15 protein-coding genes, 1 other RNA gene and 1 pseudogene are annotated in these 18,066 nt (G+C 72.2%); 4 read left to right on the forward strand and 13 right to left on the reverse strand.

Annotated features, from left to right (window positions below):
- From ACLJQE_RS11580 to ACLJQE_RS11615, 8 genes and pseudogenes are all read right to left on the reverse strand, one after another.
- Positions 1 to 603: pseudogene (locus tag ACLJQE_RS11580) on the reverse strand (ATPase); the annotation flags it as partial.
- Between the two features lie 3 nt (positions 604 to 606).
- Positions 607 to 1,140, reverse strand: a complete 534-nt coding sequence (locus ACLJQE_RS11585; protein ID WP_410639184.1) for a hypothetical protein — start codon at positions 1,138 to 1,140, stop codon at positions 607 to 609.
- Between the two features lie 12 nt (positions 1,141 to 1,152).
- Positions 1,153 to 1,419 carry a hypothetical protein gene (locus tag ACLJQE_RS11590; RefSeq protein ID WP_247061182.1) on the reverse strand — a complete coding sequence of 89 codons (267 nt, stop codon included), beginning with the start codon at positions 1,417 to 1,419 and terminating at the stop codon, positions 1,153 to 1,155.
- A 457-nt stretch (positions 1,420 to 1,876) separates the two neighbouring features.
- The gene (locus ACLJQE_RS11595; protein WP_410639185.1) at positions 1,877 to 2,731 is read right to left on the reverse strand and encodes an SCO6745 family protein; all 855 of its coding nucleotides are present in this window, start codon (positions 2,729 to 2,731) and stop codon (positions 1,877 to 1,879) included.
- A 225-nt stretch (positions 2,732 to 2,956) separates the two neighbouring features.
- Positions 2,957 to 3,351, reverse strand: an RNA gene (gene rnpB, locus ACLJQE_RS11600) — RNase P RNA component class A.
- Positions 3,352 to 3,371: 20 nt separating this feature from the next.
- Positions 3,372 to 4,607, reverse strand: coding sequence for an NAD(P)/FAD-dependent oxidoreductase (locus ACLJQE_RS11605; protein ID WP_410639186.1), 1,236 nt, complete (start codon positions 4,605 to 4,607; stop codon positions 3,372 to 3,374).
- Complete coding sequence (locus ACLJQE_RS11610; RefSeq protein ID WP_410639187.1) at positions 4,604 to 5,416, reverse strand: ferredoxin; 813 nt, start codon at positions 5,414 to 5,416, stop codon at positions 4,604 to 4,606. Before ACLJQE_RS11610 ends, ACLJQE_RS11605 begins: the two co-directional genes overlap by 4 nt.
- 8 nt (positions 5,417 to 5,424) lie before the next feature.
- Entirely contained in the window at positions 5,425 to 6,093 is a 669-nt protein-coding gene (locus ACLJQE_RS11615; RefSeq protein ID WP_410639188.1) for a DUF4142 domain-containing protein, read from the reverse strand.
- Positions 6,094 to 6,341: 248 nt separating this feature from the next.
- Between ACLJQE_RS11615 and ACLJQE_RS11620 the strand changes: the two genes are divergently transcribed.
- Genes ACLJQE_RS11620 through ACLJQE_RS11630 form a run of 3 tightly spaced genes read left to right on the forward strand, consistent with a single transcriptional unit; the run spans position 6,342 to position 10,208 of the window.
- Positions 6,342 to 6,920: a sigma-70 family RNA polymerase sigma factor gene (locus ACLJQE_RS11620; protein WP_410639189.1), complete on the forward strand. Its 579-nt coding sequence runs from the start codon at positions 6,342 to 6,344 to the stop codon at positions 6,918 to 6,920.
- A complete protein-coding gene (locus ACLJQE_RS11625) occupies positions 6,917 to 7,324 on the forward strand; it encodes a hypothetical protein (protein WP_410639190.1) in 408 nt (135 codons plus the stop codon). Before ACLJQE_RS11620 ends, ACLJQE_RS11625 begins: the two co-directional genes overlap by 4 nt.
- Before the next feature lie 31 nt (positions 7,325 to 7,355).
- Positions 7,356 to 10,208 carry an AAA family ATPase gene (locus tag ACLJQE_RS11630; RefSeq protein WP_410639191.1) on the forward strand — a complete coding sequence of 951 codons (2,853 nt, stop codon included), beginning with the start codon at positions 7,356 to 7,358 and terminating at the stop codon, positions 10,206 to 10,208.
- A gap of 71 nt (positions 10,209 to 10,279) precedes the next feature.
- On the opposite strand, the gene ACLJQE_RS11635 is transcribed toward ACLJQE_RS11630, so the two are convergent.
- Complete coding sequence (locus tag ACLJQE_RS11635; RefSeq protein WP_410639192.1) at positions 10,280 to 11,734, reverse strand: glycoside hydrolase family 43 protein; 1,455 nt, start codon at positions 11,732 to 11,734, stop codon at positions 10,280 to 10,282.
- 433 nt (positions 11,735 to 12,167) lie between these two features.
- On the opposite strand from ACLJQE_RS11635, the gene ACLJQE_RS11640 reads away from it, so the two are divergent.
- Positions 12,168 to 13,409 (forward strand): SLC13 family permease, encoded by a 1,242-nt coding sequence (locus ACLJQE_RS11640; RefSeq protein ID WP_410639193.1) that lies wholly within the window; start codon positions 12,168 to 12,170, stop codon positions 13,407 to 13,409.
- Here ACLJQE_RS11640 and ACLJQE_RS11645 read toward each other — a convergent pair whose 3' ends face one another.
- The 4 genes from ACLJQE_RS11645 to ACLJQE_RS11660 all read right to left on the reverse strand — a co-directional run bounded on the left by ACLJQE_RS11645 (position 13,410) and on the right by ACLJQE_RS11660 (position 18,057).
- Entirely contained in the window at positions 13,410 to 15,152 is a 1,743-nt protein-coding gene (locus tag ACLJQE_RS11645) for a hypothetical protein (protein ID WP_410639194.1), read from the reverse strand.
- A 184-nt stretch (positions 15,153 to 15,336) separates the two neighbouring features.
- Positions 15,337 to 16,482 (reverse strand): bifunctional RNase H/acid phosphatase, encoded by a 1,146-nt coding sequence (locus ACLJQE_RS11650; protein ID WP_410639195.1) that lies wholly within the window; start codon positions 16,480 to 16,482, stop codon positions 15,337 to 15,339.
- Positions 16,479 to 17,216, reverse strand: a complete 738-nt coding sequence (locus ACLJQE_RS11655; RefSeq protein WP_410639196.1) for a zinc ribbon domain-containing protein — start codon at positions 17,214 to 17,216, stop codon at positions 16,479 to 16,481. Before ACLJQE_RS11655 ends, ACLJQE_RS11650 begins: the two co-directional genes overlap by 4 nt.
- Before the next feature lie 10 nt (positions 17,217 to 17,226).
- Entirely contained in the window at positions 17,227 to 18,057 is an 831-nt protein-coding gene (locus ACLJQE_RS11660) for a Nif3-like dinuclear metal center hexameric protein (protein ID WP_410639197.1), read from the reverse strand.
- Positions 18,058 to 18,066 lie beyond the last annotated feature (9 nt).

An 18,066-nucleotide genomic window follows, 5' to 3' on the forward strand; every position in this document is an offset into this window, starting at 1 on the left:
GTCCAGCGCGGTCAGCTCGGCGTCGACGGCCTCGGGCAGGATCTTGCGCAGCACCGGCGCGGCCCGCTCGACCGCGCGGTCGACCATCCGCCGGGTCTGCACCTGGACCCCCAGGTAGACCTCTTTTTCGGCCATCGAGCGGCCCATCAGCTGCTGCTGCTCGCCGATCAGGTAGTCGTCGAACGACAACGCGCCCGGGACGTCCTGCGGGCGGCCGTGCGCGTTGTAGACGTGCGCCTCGGCCCACATCCGGATCGGGTACGGGCGGTTCGTCACGCGCAGGTGCAGCCAGCGGCCCTGCAGTTCGGCGTACTGGCCGGCGATGGCGGCGATCAGGTCGCGCCGCTGCGAGTCCGAGCGGAACGACCACCGCTGGGGCGCCAGCCGGTACCAGGCGTAGACCTCGACGCCGGTGCGGACCAGGTGCCCGTCGATGCTTCGCACGGCGATCGACGGGGTATACGCCGGGATCGCCTGCTCACCGGGCAGGCGTGCCTTGTTCCCCGAGCCGTTCCGCGACGCGCGGACCTGCTCGGGCGGTTGCCATGCGCCCGAGTGCGAGTCCCGACCCCGTTTTCCTCGGCTACCGCCGCGACCGAACAACGACTACCTCCCGGCCCGAGCCGCGTTGCCGCGGCTCCGGCGCGCTCGTGGTGTTCCCTGGAAATCCGGCGCAGTGGCGCGCTGCGCCCCCGTCGAGAGCGGCGGGGGCAGGGGTGGAGCGGCGCCCGGCGGGCCGCCGTGGTGCTGGTACTGCCGCCTTCGCCGGTGCTTAGGCAACGGGCGCTCGGCCCGCACCCGGACACGGCTGGCGCTGACCGCGCCGCCGGTGCCCGTGGTCCGTTCTCTCGGCGTGTTGAGCTCGCGCCCGGCCATCGCGACCACGGTGCCGAGCGGGCGCTCGTGGCTGATCTTGGCCGTGAGCAGCCGGGTGATCACGATGGTGGCGACGAACGCCCACGCCGTCGAGAAGAACCCGAAGCTCCACCCCGCCCAGCGTTCGACGCCGAGCACGACGAAGAACGTCGGGATGCCGATGAGCCAGGCGACGTACCGGGCTCTCCAGGGAAAAGTCGCTTTCGGCGGGCCGAGCCACACGGCGTCGACCCGGTAAACCTCGTCATCGGTCCTGATGCGCACGCGGGCCCCGCCTCAGCCGGTGAACAGGCCGGCGATCCACTGGCCCACGTTCACGCCCGCGCCGCTGACCGCGAGACCGATGATGGCGAGCGCGATGACCACGCCGGCGAGCCGGCGCATGACACCGGCGTTGTCGCCCTTTCCGCCGCCCAGCCACAGGAGCAGGAGCGCGACGGACAGCAGCACCAGGGGGATGACGTTGTCAAGCAGCCACTGGCGCACGTTCCCCGTGCCCAGTTCGCCGGCGGCCAGCGTGTCGAGGGTGGTCAAGGTCATCATCGCGATACTCCCGGTGCGCGGTGGGGGCCGCGCGGTTCTGGCTCAGGCGGTGCTTCGAACAACATCATGGGGGCTACGAGGGGTAGTGGTCAAAGTGCACAGCGTAGAGACCGGCTGGCTCGTCAACCGGCGTGGTGCGGATGGCACGCGAAAACTCCACGCCCACCATCATCGCGGCAAGGGCGCTCGGGTTGAACCCCGGCCACCCATACTTCTCAGTGTGCTGACGAACTCACCCCATTGCCCGGGATTTGCTCACTCTGGGTACCGACAGCGGAGCCGTTGTGCGGCCTGGAACAGTGTTGCATGACCCGAACGGCCGCGTCCCGCGAGTCCGTTCCGTGACAGCCGCCCGCCGGTCGGCGCCCATGTCGATCTTGAGCCTGAGTGCTGTCCGTCACGGGGGGCGCGATACTTCACAACTTTTTCACTACATAGCGTGATCTTGATCCGCCGGTCAGGTGGTGGGCCGTCGGAAAACACCCTCCGGGAAGGCGCCCGCCTCGACGATCCGGCGGCTCAGCCCGCGGCACAGTTCTTCGAGCCGGGCCGACCGCTCCGCACCGAGGTGCAGCCACGGTCCCCGCGCCGCGGCCTCGGTGGCGACCTCGACGCGGTCGCGGACGGCGACGCCCGCCTCCGTGAGCCGGCCGTCGGCGCCGAGGATCCCGCGTTCGGTGAGCGCGGCTTCGGCGGCCGTCCACTGCTCGTCGCTCCAGCCGCGGGTCAGCTTGGCCGCGTCGGCGGCGAACCCGCGGCCGGTGGCGACGTGGGTGATCAGGGCGTCCAGGCCGCCGAGGCCGTTCAGGACCAGGGCGGCGATGTGGCCGTCGCCGCGGTATTCGCGGAGCAGGGTGATGGCGTGCCAGAGGACGAGGTGCGGCTCCCCCGGCCAGCCGAGCCCCGCGTGGGCGGCGTACAGCGGACGTCCTTCACCGGTGCACCCGGCGGCGGCTTCGCGCGCGAGTTCGGCGGCCTCGGCGACTTCGTCGCTCTTCACGTGGTCGCCGAGCAGGCGGGTCAGCGCCTTGCCGGTGCCGTCGAGCCGCGCTTCGAGGACCTGCTCCGGCGTCGCCAGGGTCCAGGCGCGCGGGATCACGCGGGCGACGACCTCGGGATTGAAGTTGTAGAAGGTGGCCGCGACGACCTCGGGCCCGACCGCGCCCATGGCCGCCGACCGGCTCGCGAAGTACGGCATCCGGCCCGGCCGGAGACCGGCGCCGGTGAGCGCGGCATCAACTTCGGGCACGAAGTACACGAAGGCGTGCAAGGAATCGAATGCCGACTTGAACCGCTTCTCGTCACCCGCCATGCCCGCACCCTACTACCGGGTAACCAAGCACGGGAACCACGAACCCGGCACCCGGAGGGTCGGCTCGCGTACCCGAAGAGTCGGCTCGCGTACCCGGAGGGTCGGCTCGCGTACCCGAAGGGTCGGCCGGTGAGCCGACCGGCTGGGTACGCGGGCCGACCTTCGGGGTACGCGGGCCGACCGGCTGGGTACGCGGGGCGACCCCCGGGGTCCGGGTTGGTGGGGCGGACGAGCCGGCATGTAAGCCGGATCCTGTTCCCCGGTCGCCTTGCGGCTTCCGGGGCGGCGGCCATCCATCTCGGCCTGCCGTCACCGGCAGGCTCCAGCGGCCTACCCGCAGGCTCGGACGGGCCGTCCTCGAACGCCTGCGCAGGAGCCCGCAGGCTCCCTCTTGGCCTTGCTCCGGGTGGGGTTTACCTAGCCGTCCCGGTCACCCGGGACGCTGGTGGTCTCTTACACCACCGTTTCACCCTTACCCCCGTCCAGGACGGGGGCGGTCTGTTTTCTGTGGCACTTTCCCGCGGGTCACCCCGGGTTGCCGTTAGCAACCACCCTGCCCTGCGGAGTCCGGACTTTCCTCGGGCCGGGTCGCCCCGGCCCGCGACCGCCCTGCCAGCTCGTCCGCAGGCTGGATGGTAGCTCAGTAACCGGCCACCGCCTCGGTGTGGTGGCGGGGCCGGGCTGCGGGCGGCGACTCGGCGGGCACCGGGTGCTGGCGGGCCAGTTCGGCGGTCCAGTGGAGGACGGCGGCGGGGCTGTCGAGGCCGATCAGGCCGACGAGCCTGCCCTGGCGGACGAAGCCGGTGATGGGCCGGGTGCCCGGGACCGGCGATTCGAGCAGCACGGTGTCACTCGCGAGGGACGGCCGGCCGGCCACCTGGATGCGGACGCCGTGCTGTTCGGACCAGTAGCGCGGCACCGGCGTGTAGGACGGCGACCCCTGGGGGCCGGCGAGGAGGTTCTCGGCGGCGGCCCGGCTCATCTCGACGGCGTTGAGCCAGTGTTCCTCCCGGTGGGGCGCGGGGTCGAAGCGGAGGTTGGGCCAGCGGGCGACGTCGCCGGCCGCGACGATCGTCGACGAGCCGACGACGTGGCAGGTGGGCCCGCAGACGACGCCGTCGTCGAGCGGCAGCTTGGCGCCGCGCAGCCAGGACACCGCCGGGACGCTGCCCACGGCGACGACGACGCAGGCGACGTCGAGGGCGCGGCCGTCGGCGAACTCGAGGCCGACGTGCGTGGGCGCGGGCCGCCAGCGGCGGATCGTGGTGCCGAGTTCGAGGTGGACGCCGCGGGCGGTGTGCAGCGCCGTGAGCCAGTCGCCGATGTCGGGCCCGAGGACGTCGGCCAGCAGGGCCCGCGCGCGGCCGAAGAGGACGACCTCGCGGTTCATCTCGCGGAGGCTGGAGGCGACCTCGCAGCCGATGAAGCCGTCGCCGATGACGGCGACCGGGCCGGGGCTGGTGGCGAGGGCGCGCTGCAGCGCGATCGTGTCGGCGAGGGTGCGGACGACGACCACGCGCGGGTGGCCGTGCGGCGCGCCGGGCATCCGGCGCGGTTCGACGCCGGTGGCGATGATCAAGCCGTCGTAGGGGAGTTCTTCGTCGCGGAGGTGGACGACCTGCCGGTTCGGCGAGACCGCGGTGACCGGCGTGCCGAACCGCCATTCGGCGTCGACTTCGAGGGGGTCGGCGAGCAGGGTGTCGGCGCGGCTCACCGCGCCGGTGAGCAGCTGCTTGGACAGCGCCGGGCGGTGGTAGGCGATGTCGGGTTCGGCGCCGAGGACGACGACTTCGCCGTCGAACCCGAGTTCGCGCAGCCGTTCGGCGGCGCGCAGGCCGGCCAGGCCGGCTCCGGCGATGACGATGCGTTCGCTCATCGGGTGGCTCCCAACAGGTGGATGGCTCGCATGGGGCAGGCGCGCGCGGCGGCCTGGACGTGCGGGACCAGCTGGGCACCCGGGCGCCGCTCGTAGGCGAGCTGCCCGTCCTGGCCGAGCTGGAAGACCTGGGGTGCCTCGGACTGGCAGACCCCGTAGGCGTGGCAGCGCTGGCTGTCGACGTCGACGCGCACGGTGGCCGGTTCCGGGTCGTCGCCGGCGGGCGGCGGCGCGACCAGCCCGGCGCGGGCGAGCACTGCCGCGGGCAGCACGCGCAGGACCGACAGCAGCACCGGCGGGACGAGCAGCGTGATCCCGGCGAGCCAGACGACGGACAGGTGCCCGCTCGCGATGGCGCCGAGCCAGGCGTGCCCGGCGAGCAGGCCGATGGCGAGGTACCCGGCCTGGTGGAAGCGCAGCCACCGTCCTTCGCGGGCACTGCGGCGCAGCCCCGCGGTCACGGACACGGCGATGACGAGTTCGAGGCCGACGATGCCCAGTGCGTGCCGCGGGGTGCCGTCGTAGAAGGGGACGAGCAGGTCGGCGACGCCGAAGGGATCCTCCTCCAGGAAGAGGAAGGTCAGCCCGTGCAGGGTGCCGGTGGCGAGGGTGAACGCGGCGAGCACGACGTGCCCGGTGCGGATCGCGTCCTGGCCGCTGAACCGGCGGACCCAGCCGGTCGCGGCGAGGACGCCCCAGCACAGCGTCAGGCACATGCAGAGGTAGGTGAGGCGGCCGGACAGCGCGGCGGCCTCGGCGATCCCGGTGTCGTGCGGCGACACCGGGATCAGCGCGGCGGAAAGGGACATGGGGCGGCTTACCTCCGGGTGCGCGGCGAGGTCCTGCCGGGGGTCCCGAGCAGGCGGAGCAGGCCGAACGTGGCGACGGCGGCGAGGGCCACGAGGACGGCGCCGGCGGCGATGGCGCCGCCGCCGAGGGTGTCGTCCTCGGTGGCGGAGACGAGCAGGGACGTGGTTTCGGCGAGGCCGGTGCTCTCGAGGAGCGTCAGGTGCCCGAGTGAGGTGTCGACGGCGGTCTGGGCGAACGCGCGGACGTCGTCGTCGCGGGTGCCCGCGCGGACGTCGGAGGCGAGCCCGAAGAGCGTGCCGTATTCGGCGCGGAGGCGGTTGACGTAGGTGCGGTCGAACGCGTCGCCGGAGCCGGCGGCGATCTCGTCGGCCCAGTCGCGCTCCTGGCCGGTCGGCTCGCCCGGGAGGGTGACGGCGAGCCGGTCGGCGACCGCGCGCAGGGCGACGTCGAGCCGGGCCTGGTCGTCGGCGATGCGGACGGCGACGGCACGCACGCGCCGGTTGGTGGCCCGCTCGACGGCGAGCCTGCTCGACGGCACGGCCCACAGCGTGTGCTGCTTGAGCCGGGTCAGCAGGGCGCGGTCGGTCTGCTGCAGTTCCCCGGCCGACGCCGGCAGTGCGCAGCCCAGCACGAGCACGGCCGTGGCGGCCAGCAACGCCACGAATCGGAGCGGCATCCCCGTTGTCCCTTCGCAAAGAAGTCTTCACCTCCTGGTACGGGGAGAAGGTGTGATCCGGTTCTCGTCGTCACCCTTTAGTGACCTGTGACGTACATCACAAGTCACATTGTGAACCAGTTCGCGGCGTTCGTGGACGGCACGACGTCGAATTGAGGGGGAAAACTAATGCATATGGCCTATTAAGTCGTTTTGCGCTACGCTCCGATGACCCCACGATCCGTCAGTCAGGTGAGGTTGCGAGCTTTATGGAAGCACCGGGAAGAGAAAGTCGCGGCCACGTCGGCTACGCGTCGTCCGCCACTGCGGTCGACACCGGCCTCGCCGCGGGAGACGACCTCGTCCCCCTGCTCTACAAGGACTTCCGCGCCACCCTGTTTGCGCAGGTACTGGCCTTGACCAACCATGACCGGCAGTGGACCGAAGACGTGGTGCAGGAGACCATGATCCGCGCCTGGCAGCACTCCGACACGCTCGAGCGCGAGCCCGGAATGCTCCGCGGATGGCTGCTCACGGTGGCCCGGCGGATCGTCATCGACGGCTGGAGGAATCGCCGCGTCCGCCCGCAGGAGGTCGCTCTGGAGATCCCGGAAAACGCCGAGTCCAAAGATCGCGCGGACAGCTCGTTAGCGGCGCTAACGATTACTCGGGCATTGCGGGAACTGGACGCCAAATATCAGTCCGTCATCTATGAGACATATCTCGCCGGAAACACCGTTCGGCAAGCGGCGGAAATTCTCGGAATTCCGGAGGGAACCGTTAAATCGCGGTTGTACACGGCGATGCGGCAATTGCGGAAGGCGCTCGGGGAAGTGACGATCCGATGAAGGGCCGGAGGGGCGACGCCGCGGCCTACGGGCTCGGTGTCCACGACGATCCGGAGGGGTTCGAGGCCCACCTGCTCGGCTGCGCCCGCTGCCGGAGCCGGGTCGCCGGGTTCACCCCGGTGACCGGTGCGCTGGCGGAGGCGGTGCGGCTGGGCTACCTGCCCCCGGGTGACGGTGCGGCCCGGCGCCGGAAGCCGGCCGGGCCGGCGGCCCTGCGGGGGCCGGCGGCGGGCCCGCTCCTGCTGCTCGCGCTCGGCGTGGCCGCGATGGCCCTCTGCGCGCATCGGCCGGCCGTCGGGAAGATCGGGTTCGCATCCGCTGCGTCCATCGTCTCCCCTGGTCAGGTCGTCGCCGGTACCGGCCGCGCTCCGCGGTGTCTCCCGTGGTCGGCCGGTTTCCAGTAGTCTGCCCCAACCCAACATGAAAGTCCTTACGGTGGATACCGAAGTAAATCCCGAGCACCCCGCCAGCGGGGCTTCGGTACCGAAGCATCCCGCCCCGCGGCTCCCCGGCCGCGAGCCCGAGCTCGGCCGCCTGACCGGTCTTTTCCCGGTCGTGCTGGACGGCACGGCCGCCAGTGCGGTGGTGGCCGGCGAGTTCGGCATGGGCAAGAGCGCCACCCTGCGGACCGCAGGGGCGCTGGCCGCGGACGCGGGCTTCACCGTCGCGACGGCCACCGGGTCGCGGCTGGAGAGCCACCTGCCGGGCGGGCTCGTCCGCCAGCTGGCCGACGCGCTCGAGGAGCCGGGGGCGCCCCCGCGCCCGCCCGTCACCGAGCTGTGCGGGACGGCGGGCGAGAGCGAAGCGCTCGACCTCTTCTTCCGGATCGTCCGCGACGCCACCGAGCGCGGTCCGCTGTTCCTCGGCATCGACAACATCCACCTGGCCGACGCCTGGTCCATGCGGTGCCTGGCCTACCTCCGCAACCGCGTGCTCGAGCTGCCGGTGCTGCTCGTCCTGACGTCGGTCATCGGCTATCCCCCGCACCGCGAGGTCGCGCTGCTGGACATGGTGGGCAGCACGCCGGTCACGATCACGCTGAACGGCCTCGGCGCCGCGGCCGCGGCGGAGATCCTCGGCCTCGCCCCCGGGGAGCTGGCCTCCGCCTGCCGCGAGGCGACCGGCGGCAACCCGGTGCTGCTGCAGGCGCTGCGGCCGCGGCTGCTGCCCGGCGCGGACCCGCACGAGCTCGGCTCCTCGCTGATCGGGCAGGTGCTCACCACCCGGATCCAGGAGTTCCCGCACGCGCCGGCCATCCTGCACGCGGCGGCGATCCTCGGCGAGGACGCCGGCTTCGACCTGCTGGCCCGGCTGGCCGGCGTCGACGAGCTCGACGCGTTGCAGGCGATCGACACCCTGGTCCGGCTGCACGTGCTGAACAACAGCGACCAGCCGACGCTGACCTACTCGTTCGTCCGCAACTCCCTGCTGAAGGACATGCCGCAGACCACGCGGGCGGTCAACCACTCCCGGGCGGCGAAGCTGCTGACCGAGGCGGGGGCGCCACCCGAGCGCGTGGCCGCCCACCTGCTGGAAGCGACGTCGATCCGGATCCCGTGGGCCGTGGACGTGCTGCGGCTGAGCGCGCGCGACGCGGTGTTCTCCGGACGGCCCGAGCTGGCCGCGCGGCACCTGCGGCGGGCGCTGGAGGAGCGGCTGACGTCCGGGCGCCGGATGGCCGTGCTGCTGCAGCTCGCGCACGCGGAGTTCCAGTTCGACCCGCCCGGCGCGGCGAAGCGGGTGCGGGAGGCCGTCGACACGGTCGGCAACCGCGAGACGGCCGCGTACATCGCCACGGCGATGCTGCTGTCGCTCTGCGGCGGCCAGGACGCCCGGCTCGGGATCAGCGCGGCGGGCCAGATCGCGGCGCGGCTCGACGCGGGCGGCCCGGACGCCGTGTGGCCGCTGCTGTGCATGACCTACCTCGCCGAAGCCGGCAGCAGGCTCGGCCCGCCCCCGGAGTTCCGCGACTTCGAGGAGCAGTGGGCCCCGCTGACCGACCCGGCGGCCCAGCGGAGCCGCTCGGCGCTGCTGGCGCTGGACGCCGTCCGCAGCGGCGAATCGGCGCAGGACGCCGTCGGGCACTTCGCGGACGCGCTGAGTCAAGCCGGGGCTCCGCCCCGCGCCGAGGCCCCCGCTACCCGGAACCCCCGGGAGCTGGTCGGCGACGACGGCGAGCTGTTCGAGCAGCACTACTTCTTCACACTGGCGACGGCGGTGCTCGCGGACGAGCCGGCCCACGTCGACCGGCTGTGCCGGGTCCTCGACGTCGAGCGCGAGCCGTGGGACGTGCACGTCCCGCACGGCGCGCTGCCGACCCTGGCCCGCGGGATCGCGCTGCAGGCCAGCGGCGACCTGCAGCGCGCGAGCGTCCACTTCGAATCGCTGCTGCGCCGCTTCGACGAGCGCGGCGGCACGACGACCTGCCCGGTGGGCGTGCTGTGCGCGGCGAAGCTCGTCGAGTGCTGGGTGGACCTGGGCCGGTTCGAGGCGGCGACGTCGCTGCTGGACCGGATGGACTTCGTCGCCAGCCAGGGCCTGTTCACGCACACGTACCTGCTGTACGCGCGCGGGCGCCTGCGGGTCGCGACGGGGTACACGCGCTTCGGGTTCGAGGACCTGCTGAGCTGCGGGCGCCGGCTGGCGCACCACGGCATGCGGTTCCCGGGGTTCGTGCCGTGGCGCGCGCACGCGGCCCGCGCGGCGCTGGCCCTCGGCCAGACCGACGACGCGGCCCGCCTGGCCGAAGAGGACATGAACGCCTCGGCCCGCTGGGGCGCGGCCCGGCCGCTGGGCACGGCGCTCACGACGCTCGGGCTGGTCCGCGAGGACGACGAAGCGGAGCGAGCACTGCAGAAGGCGATCGCGACACTGCGGTCGTCGCCGTCCCGCCTGCAGCTGGCCACGGCCCTGACGGAGCTCGGCACGCTGCAGGCCCGCCACGGTCAGTCCGAAAAGGCCATCGAGACGCTGCGGCAGGCGGTGGAGCTGAGCGAGCAGTGCGGCGCCCGCCCCCTGGCCCGCCGCGCGGCGGAGGAGCTGCGCTCGTCCCGGCGTGCGTTGACGCCGGCGAAGGACAACGAGCACGGGCTGACCCGCCAGGAGAACCGGATCGCGGTGATGGCGGCGCAGGGGCTGACCAACCGCGAGATCGCCACGGCCCTGCACCTGACGCGGCGGACGGTGGAGCTGCACTTGTCCGGGGCGTACCGGAAGCTCGGGATTCCCGGGCGGGCGGAGCTCGGTGGGGCGCTGGCGAAGTCTTCGCAGCGGGTGGAAGGTCGTTGAGCCGGGGTCGTTGAGCCCTGCCAAAGGGGTGGACGCTGGTGCGTCCACCCCTTTGCCGCTGTTCGGCTTGGTCAGCTGGTCAGGCGGAACGTGGCGTCGCTGCGCGCGATCGCGGTGGTGATCGGGTCGAGCTTGAGCTGGTGGTCGTAGTGGCGGAGGTAGCGGTCGGGGTAGTTGTAGGACTGGAAGGAGCTCCACGTCGAGGACGCCAGCCCGGTGACTTGGCGGAACGTGGCGTCGGCCTGGAACTGCGTGGTGCCGTCGTAGGAGGCGAGCACGAAGTCGTAGTTGAAGTGCCGCAGGTAGTGGCCGGGGTAGTTGACCGACTCGAACGACACCGCCGAGGAGTCGGCCAGGCCGGGCGTGATCCGGAACTGGGAGTCCTGCAGCGGGCTGACGTTCGGGTCGATGCGCACGTCGAAGTTGGCGTGGCGCACGTAGCGGTCCGGCAAGTTGAACGACTGCAGGCGGTTGACCGGCCTGGTCACGCCCCACTTGGCCAGCACGCGGCTCTCCTCGGCGGCGGTCAGGCTCATGATGCCGCCGTGGCGCTTGAGGGTGCTGCCCAGCGCGTAGTCCGACACCGTGCGGAAGTTGTTCGTGCTGCCGAGGTTGGCCGACGTCAGCGGCATGTACCCGCGGCCGGTTTTGAACTGGTCCAGCCACAGGCCCCATTCGGTGCGGCCGTTGATCGGCATCCACATCGGGCCCTCGACCACGTTGCCGTCGTCCGCCCAATCGTTGGAGATGCCCATGTGGGACAGGTCGCCGATCCGCGTCCACGTCCCGAGGATCGCATTGCTGCCCTCGATGGTGATCTGCCCGTCGGCGGAGGCGCGGTAGTAGCGGAAGCCGCCGACGCTGGTGGGCGACTCCACGATCTGGGTGTCGATGATGCCCTGGCCCGCACCCCGGTCGATGTAGAGCGTCGGCGCGGTGACCGTCCGGAAGTCACGGGTCCGCGTGTAGTAGATGCGGTGCTTCTTGACGCCGCCGAGGGTGGCGTTCGTCGCCCAGTAGACAACGTAGTCGCCGGTCGCCGGGTCGAAGATCGCCTCCGGTGCCCACGCGTCACCCGCGCCGGAGATCGCGCCGGCCACGTCGAGCAGGCGCGGCGCGGACCAGTTCACCAGGTCCGCGGACTCCCACACGACGAGCTGCCTGCTGCCCCGGTCGGCCGCGTCGCTCCACGACGTGCCGCTCGCGATGCGCAGGTCGGTCGCGATGATCCAGAACTTGTCGCTGTTGGGCGAGCGGACGAGCGCCGGGTCGCGCACCCCGCCGGTGCCCACGGTGGACAGCAGGACCGGAGCGCCGTTGTTCAGGTCGTTCCAGTGCAGGCCGTCGCGGCTGTGGGCGAGGTAGATCTGCTCACCGGTAGTGCTTTCCCCGGTGAAGTGCACCATCAGGTAGCCGGTGAACGGGTCCGCGGCGGCCGCGCGGTCCACGGCGAACAGGACCTGGGCGCTGATCACCATGAGGATCGCACCCAGCATCGCGCCGATCCGCGACAGTGTTCGTTTCACTGGTTCTTCTCCTCGAACTGCGTTGGTCGGGGCGATCAGCTACGTGCGCCGGAGCGTCACGGGGAGTCTGCGGTTACGCTGGGCGACGACAGAGAGTCGATTCGGGGCCGTTAAGTGAGCGCTAACATCGGTGTCGCGACGGGCACGTGACCACATTGCGTTCATGCCGTCGACTCCTCGCGCCGCTGCGGTTCGCCAGAGTATGCGTGGTGTTCGCGTTAACATCAAGGGGTCGTCACGGCACGGTCCTGGCAGCGCGCAGGACACAGGACCAACCGGACTGCAGACGCCACCCGCGTTTCCGGCGGGCAAACCGCCGCACTCCGCGGCCCGGTCCCGAAGTCCACTTCGGACTCCCGCCCGCGGGGGCGCCCCCCGTTTTCCACGCTACCCGGAGGCACCGACAAGATCGGGGCGCGGTTAGCGTGAACGCGTGAACTTCCTCGCGGGCGCGGCAAGCCTGGCGCTCCTGGCCGGTGTGCTCGTCTTCGCCATTGTCCGGCCGCGGGGCTGGCCGGAAGCGGTCGCCGCCGTTCCTGCCGCGGGGGTTGCTCTGCTGCTGGGGCTGGTTCCGCCGGCCGCGGCCGGGGAGCGGGCCGTGGAAATCCTGCCCACTCTGGGTTTTCTCGCCGCCATTCTGCTTTTGTCCTTTTTGGCCAGTGTCGACGGGGTCTTCGCGTGGCTCGGCAACCGGCTCGCCGAGGCGTGCCACGGCCGGCCGCGGCGGCTGCTGATCCTGACCTTCGCCGCCGCGGGCGGGGTTACCGCGGTCCTCAGCCTCGATGCCACCGTCGTGCTGCTCACCCCCGTCGTCCTCGCCACTGCCGCCAGTCTCGAACTGCCCGCGCGGCCGCACGTCTACGCCTGCGCGCACCTGGCCAACTCGGCGTCGACGCTGCTGCCGGTGTCCAACCTGACGAACCTGCTGGCGTTCGCCGCGTCGGGGCTGACCTTCGCCGGGTTCACCGCGCTGATGGCGTTGCCGTGGCTGGTCACGCTCGCCGTCGAACTGGTCGTGTTCCTGCGGTTCTTCGCCGCCGACCTGCGGCCGCGCGAAACGCCCGAACCGCGGCAGCACCTCGAGCCGCCGACGTTCGCGCTCGTCGTCCTCGGTTTGACGCTCGCCGGGTTCGCGGTCGGGCAGCTCGGGCACGTCGAGCCGGTCTGGATCGCCGCGCTGGCGGCGCTCGTCCTCGGCGTGCGGGCGCTGGCGCGCGGCAAGATCCGGCCGTGGCAGCTGGTCACCGAGGCGGCGCCGCAGCTGTGCCTGTTCGTGCTGGGACTGGCGGTCGTCGTCGAGGCGGTTTCGGAGCACCTCCTCGGCGGCGTGCTGCGCGAGGTCCTGCCGACGTCGACGGGCCTGGCCGACCTGCTGGTGGCGGCCGGGGTGGCCGCCCTGCTCGCCAACCTGGTCAACAACCTGCCGGCCACGCTCATCCTGCTGTCGGTACTGGGCCCGCACCCGGCGCCGGGTGTGCTGCTGGCCGTGCTGCTCGGCGTCAACATCGGCCCGAACGCGACCTACCTCGGCTCACTGGCGACCCTGCTGTGGCGCCGGACACTCCCGGAGCCACCCTCCCCCAGGACGTTCCACGCACTGGGGGCGCTCACCACCCCGCTGAGCCTGGCGGCGGCGACCGTCGCGCTCTGGCTCAGCCTCGGGGTGGCGTCATGATCATTCGGGCAGCTTGATCGTCTGACCCGGGTGCATCGTCGCGCCGCAGTCGTCCAAGGGGCCACCGAAGCGGTCCGCGGCCACCGCCGGGATCGTCTTCGCCGCGTACTCCTGGGCCGCCTTCAGCTTGGCCGGGTCCGGCACCGCGTCGCGGCGGACCCAGTCGCCGTTGCGGAGGCCTTCGATCGGGGAGCTGTAGATCAGCAGGTAGTCGCGGTCGAGACGCGGGTCGAGAGCGATCCCGTTGCCCGCCGCCCAGGGGCCCCACGAGTGGATGAACGTCGGCTTGACCGTGTCGAACACGTAGTCGCGCAGACCGGCGAGGTCGTTGTCGTGCACCAGGTCGGCGATCGGCTTGTTCACCAGGCCGGCCATGTCGACCAGTTCGAGCCTGCTGGTCATCGACGAGCCGCCGAGGTCCGGCAGCAGCAGCGACGCCTTCTGCAGGCCGAGGATGTCGGCGTAGGTGTTGAAGCCGCGGCCGAAGCGGTCGGCCACCAGGCACGCTGTGATGTTCGGGTTCTTCGCGAACTTGTCCGCCGCGGCCGCGAAGCCGACGGCCGACGGGACGAACGCGCCGACCAGCACCACGACGATCCCGGCGCGCAGCAGCGCCCGCCGGTGGCGCAGCAGCTCACCGGCCGACAGCGTGCCCGCGATGACCGCCAGCGCCCAGATCGGGCTGGCGAACCGGTGCTGGTACATCCAGTCGGCGACCATCACGCCGTACGCGACGATCCCGAGCCCCAGCGGCACGAGCAGCGCGATCAGCGGCCGCCGCCAGGGCGCCTTGGCCAGCGCGAACGCGATCACCAGCGCCAGCACGATCACGCCGGCCCAGCCCGCGTAGCCGACCAGCTCGAACGGCCGCTTCACCGCGTCGAACCCGGGCAGGCCCTGCTGCTTGGCCACCGACGGGTTGGCCAGCAGCCGCCCGAACTCCGCGTACCGCCAGACGACGTACGCGCCGAACGGCACGGCGAACGCCGCCACCGACAGCAGCGCGAGCCGGAAGCTCTTCCAGAACAGCCCGGACCGCAGCAGGAACAGCGCCGCGAGCGGGTACGCGCCCGCGTAGATCAGGCCTTCGGGGCGGGTCAGCGCGGCGAACGCCACCATGACCCCGCACCACAGCGCGACCTTCGGCGTCAGCAGCACGTCTCGCTTGACCGAGACGAACAGCGTCACGCCGAGGGTGACGACCGCGAACGCGAACAGCGAGTTCTCCAGGCCGGAGACGACCCAGATGACGTACGACGGGATCGTCGCCAGCGTCAGGCCGGCGATCAGCGTCGCCAGCCACGCGAAGCGGGTGAAGATCTGCTTCGCGGCGATGTGGCAGGCCGTCAGGACGCCGCCGGTGAACAGCAGGCCCAGCGCCTTCGGGAACAGCACGTAGTCCGGGATGCCGAACAGCGCGCCGTGGTCGAAGAGGCCGACGAGCTTGCCGAGGCCGAGCAGCACCATCCACGTCGGGTCGGAGAAGCCCTCGACCGGCGGGGCGCCCGGCTGCAGCACCGGGCCGAGGCCGTCGGCGAAGCTGCGGGCGTAGGCGAAGGTGATGGCGGCGTCGTCGACGATCCAGTGGCCGTAGCGGGTGGCGTGGACGGCGACCGCCGCGACGCCGGCGAGCACGGCCAGCACCGGCGCCAGGCGCGCGCCCCAGCCGCGGGCGGCCGTGGTGGCGGCCGGGTCCTCGGGCACGTCGCTGGGAGAGGTCTCGGTGAGTGCGCTAGCCGTCATGTCCTCGTCACTGTTCCGCCCGCAGGCTTCTGCCGGTGGGATACGCGCGAGCCGGCGCCCCCTGACGGGACCCGGGAGCCGGGTCCGCCACCGCGGCGACGCGGTCGAGACACTGTAGCCAATACCCCATCCGGGGTCCGCCAGGCGTCGGGGTTGAGCGTGATCCGCCCCACATTTCCGCCGGTCAGACCAGGTGCGAGGTGTCGTTGACCAGCCGGACCGAAGCGTTCCCGTCCGGGTAGAACTCGACGATCGACAGCGCCGCCAGGTCCAGGTGCAGCCGGAACAGCAGCTGCGGGCCGGCGTCGAGGCCCATCCGGAGCAGGGTCTTGATCGGCGTCACGTGGCTGACCAGCACCAACGTCCGGCCGCCGTGCTCGGCGATGAGCTCGTCGCGGGCCTTGCGGACGCGCCGGTGGACGACGTCGAAGCTCTCCCCGCCGGGCGGCGGCACCGAGCTGTCGCCCAGCCAGGACCGGTGGAGCTCGGGGTCGCGGTCGGCCGCTTCGGCGAACGTCAGGCCTTCCCACTCGCCGAAGTCGGTCTCGATGAGCCCGGGGTGGGTCTCGACGCGGCCGCCGAGCGCGTCGGCGACGGCCTGCGCGGTCTGCTTCGTGCGGGTGAGCGGCGAAGAGATGATCGGGACGGCCTCGCCGTCGACCACCAGGCCCTCGGTCTCGGCGAGCCGCTTCGCCGCCGCGGCGGCCTGCGTCCGGCCCAGTTCGGTCAGCGGGACGTCGCCGCGGCCGGAGTAGCGGCGCAGCGCCGACATCTCCGTCTGGCCGTGGCGGAGCAGCAGCAGCCGGGTCGGGGTGCCGCGGGCGCCGGTCCAGGCCACCGCCGCGCGGTCGGGTTGCCGGGTCGGCAGCTTCGGCTTTTCGGTCTTCGCGGCCTTGCCCGGCCGGCCGGCGGCGGGCTTGCCGGTGGCCGCGTCCATGGCCTCGTTGGCCAAGCGGTCGGCGTGGGAGTTCTCCGCCCGCGGGATCCACGCGTACTTGACGCGGGAGAAGCCGGAAGCCAGCTCCTTGGCCCGCTCGGCCAGCGGCTGCATGTCCGGGTGCTTGATCTTCCAGCGCCCGGACATCTGCTCCACCACGAGCTTCGAGTCCATCCGGACGTCCACAGTGGACGCTCCGAGCTCGGCCGCGGCGGCGAGACCGGCGATCAGCCCGCGGTACTCGGCGACGTTGTTGGTGACGACGCCGAGGCTTTCCTTGCGCTCGGCGAGCACCTCGTCGGTGACCGCGTCCTTGACGACCGCGCCGTAGCCGGCCGGGCCCGGGTTGCCCCGCGAACCCCCGTCGGCTTCGACCACCACATGCGACGTCACAGACCCGACTCCAGGGTCCGGACCAGGATCGCCCCGCAGTTCTCGCACTGGATGACCTCGTTCTCCGGCGCGGCCTTGATCTCGTTGACGGTGTTGCGGTCCAGCTCCAGCTGGCACGCGCCGCAGCGCCGCGCCCGCAGCAGCGCGGCGCCGATGCCCTTGTGCTCGCGGACGCGCTCGTACAGCTTGAGCAGCGGCTCCGGGAAGCGCGGCAGCAGCTTCACGCGGTCTTCGTCGCGGCGCGCGCGGGTGGTGTCGAGGTCCTTGAACGCCTCGTCGCGGCGGGCGATCGCGGCGGCGACCTCGGCTTCGGCCTTGTCGACCTCGGCGCCGGTGCGCTGCGCGTCCAGGCCGAGGGCCTCGCGCTGCTCCATCAGCTCCAGCAGGTCGTCCTCCAGCGCGCGCTGACGGCGTTCCAGCGAATGCAGTTCGTGCTCGATGTCGGTCATCTGCTTGGAGTTGACCGAGCCGGAGGCCAGGAGCTTGCGGTCGCGGTCCTCGCGGGCGCGCACCGACTCGATCTCCTTCTCCTGGCGGGCGATCTCGCGGTCGAGGTCGGAGGCGGCGGTCTCCACCGACACGAGCGCGTCGCGGCGCTCGCGGGCGGTCTTCTCCCCCGCGTCGATCTCGGCCAGCTCGGGCAGGGTGCGACGGCGGTGCGCGGTGCGCGAGAGCTCGGCGTCCACCTTCGCGAGCTCGAGCAACTGGCGCTGCACGGCGGGTTCGGCCTTCACGGTGCTCCTCTTAGATCGATGTGCGCTCGGCGCGGACGTTCCACGGGTCGGTGCACCGCGTGGAGACGTGAACGTCGACGTTACCCGCAAACGCCTGCGCCACGACCGCCGAGGCTTGCCCGCACCAGGGCCACTCGCTGGCCCAGTGGGTCAGCCCGACCAGCGCGGGGACCGGGCCGCGGCCCGCGAGGTGCTCGCCGGCGGGGTGATGCCGCAGGTCGGCGGTGACGAAGGCGTCGACGCCGGCGTCGGTGGCCTGCTTCAGGTAGGAGTCCCCGGCACCGCCGGACACCGCGACGGTGCGGATCGGGCGGTCCGCGTCGCCCGCGCCGAGCACGCCCGGCACGGTCGCGGGCAGGGCGTCGGCGACGCGCTGGACGAACGCCGCGAACGGCTCGGCCTCGGGCAGTTCGCCGAGGCGGCCGATGCCGGTGACGCCGTCGGCCTTCGGCTCCAGCGGGCCGGTGACGCGCAGCCCGATCGCCTGCGCGAGGGCGTCGGAGACGCCGGGGTCGGCGGAGTCGGCGTTGGTGTGCGCGCAGTAGAGGGCGATGCCTTCGCGGATCATCCGGTGCACGAGCGCGCCCTTGGCGGTGTCGGCGGGCACGCCGTGCACGCCGCGCAGCAGCAGGGGGTGGTGCGCGACGATCAGCTGCGCGCCGAGTGCGGCGGCTTCGTCGACGGTCTCGGCGACGGGGTCGACGCAGAACAGCACCCGGCTCACGGGTTCGGCGGGGTCGCCGCAGACGAGGCCGACGGCGTCCCACGACTCGGCGAGCTCGGGCGGGTAAGCCCGCTCCAGCACGGAGATGACTTCGGAAAGGGCGGAGGGCGCGGACACGCGGTGATT

The sequence above is a fragment of the Amycolatopsis sp. lyj-346 genome (genome assembly GCF_046548975.1).
Classification (GTDB): Bacteria; Actinomycetota; Actinomycetes; order Mycobacteriales; family Pseudonocardiaceae; genus Amycolatopsis.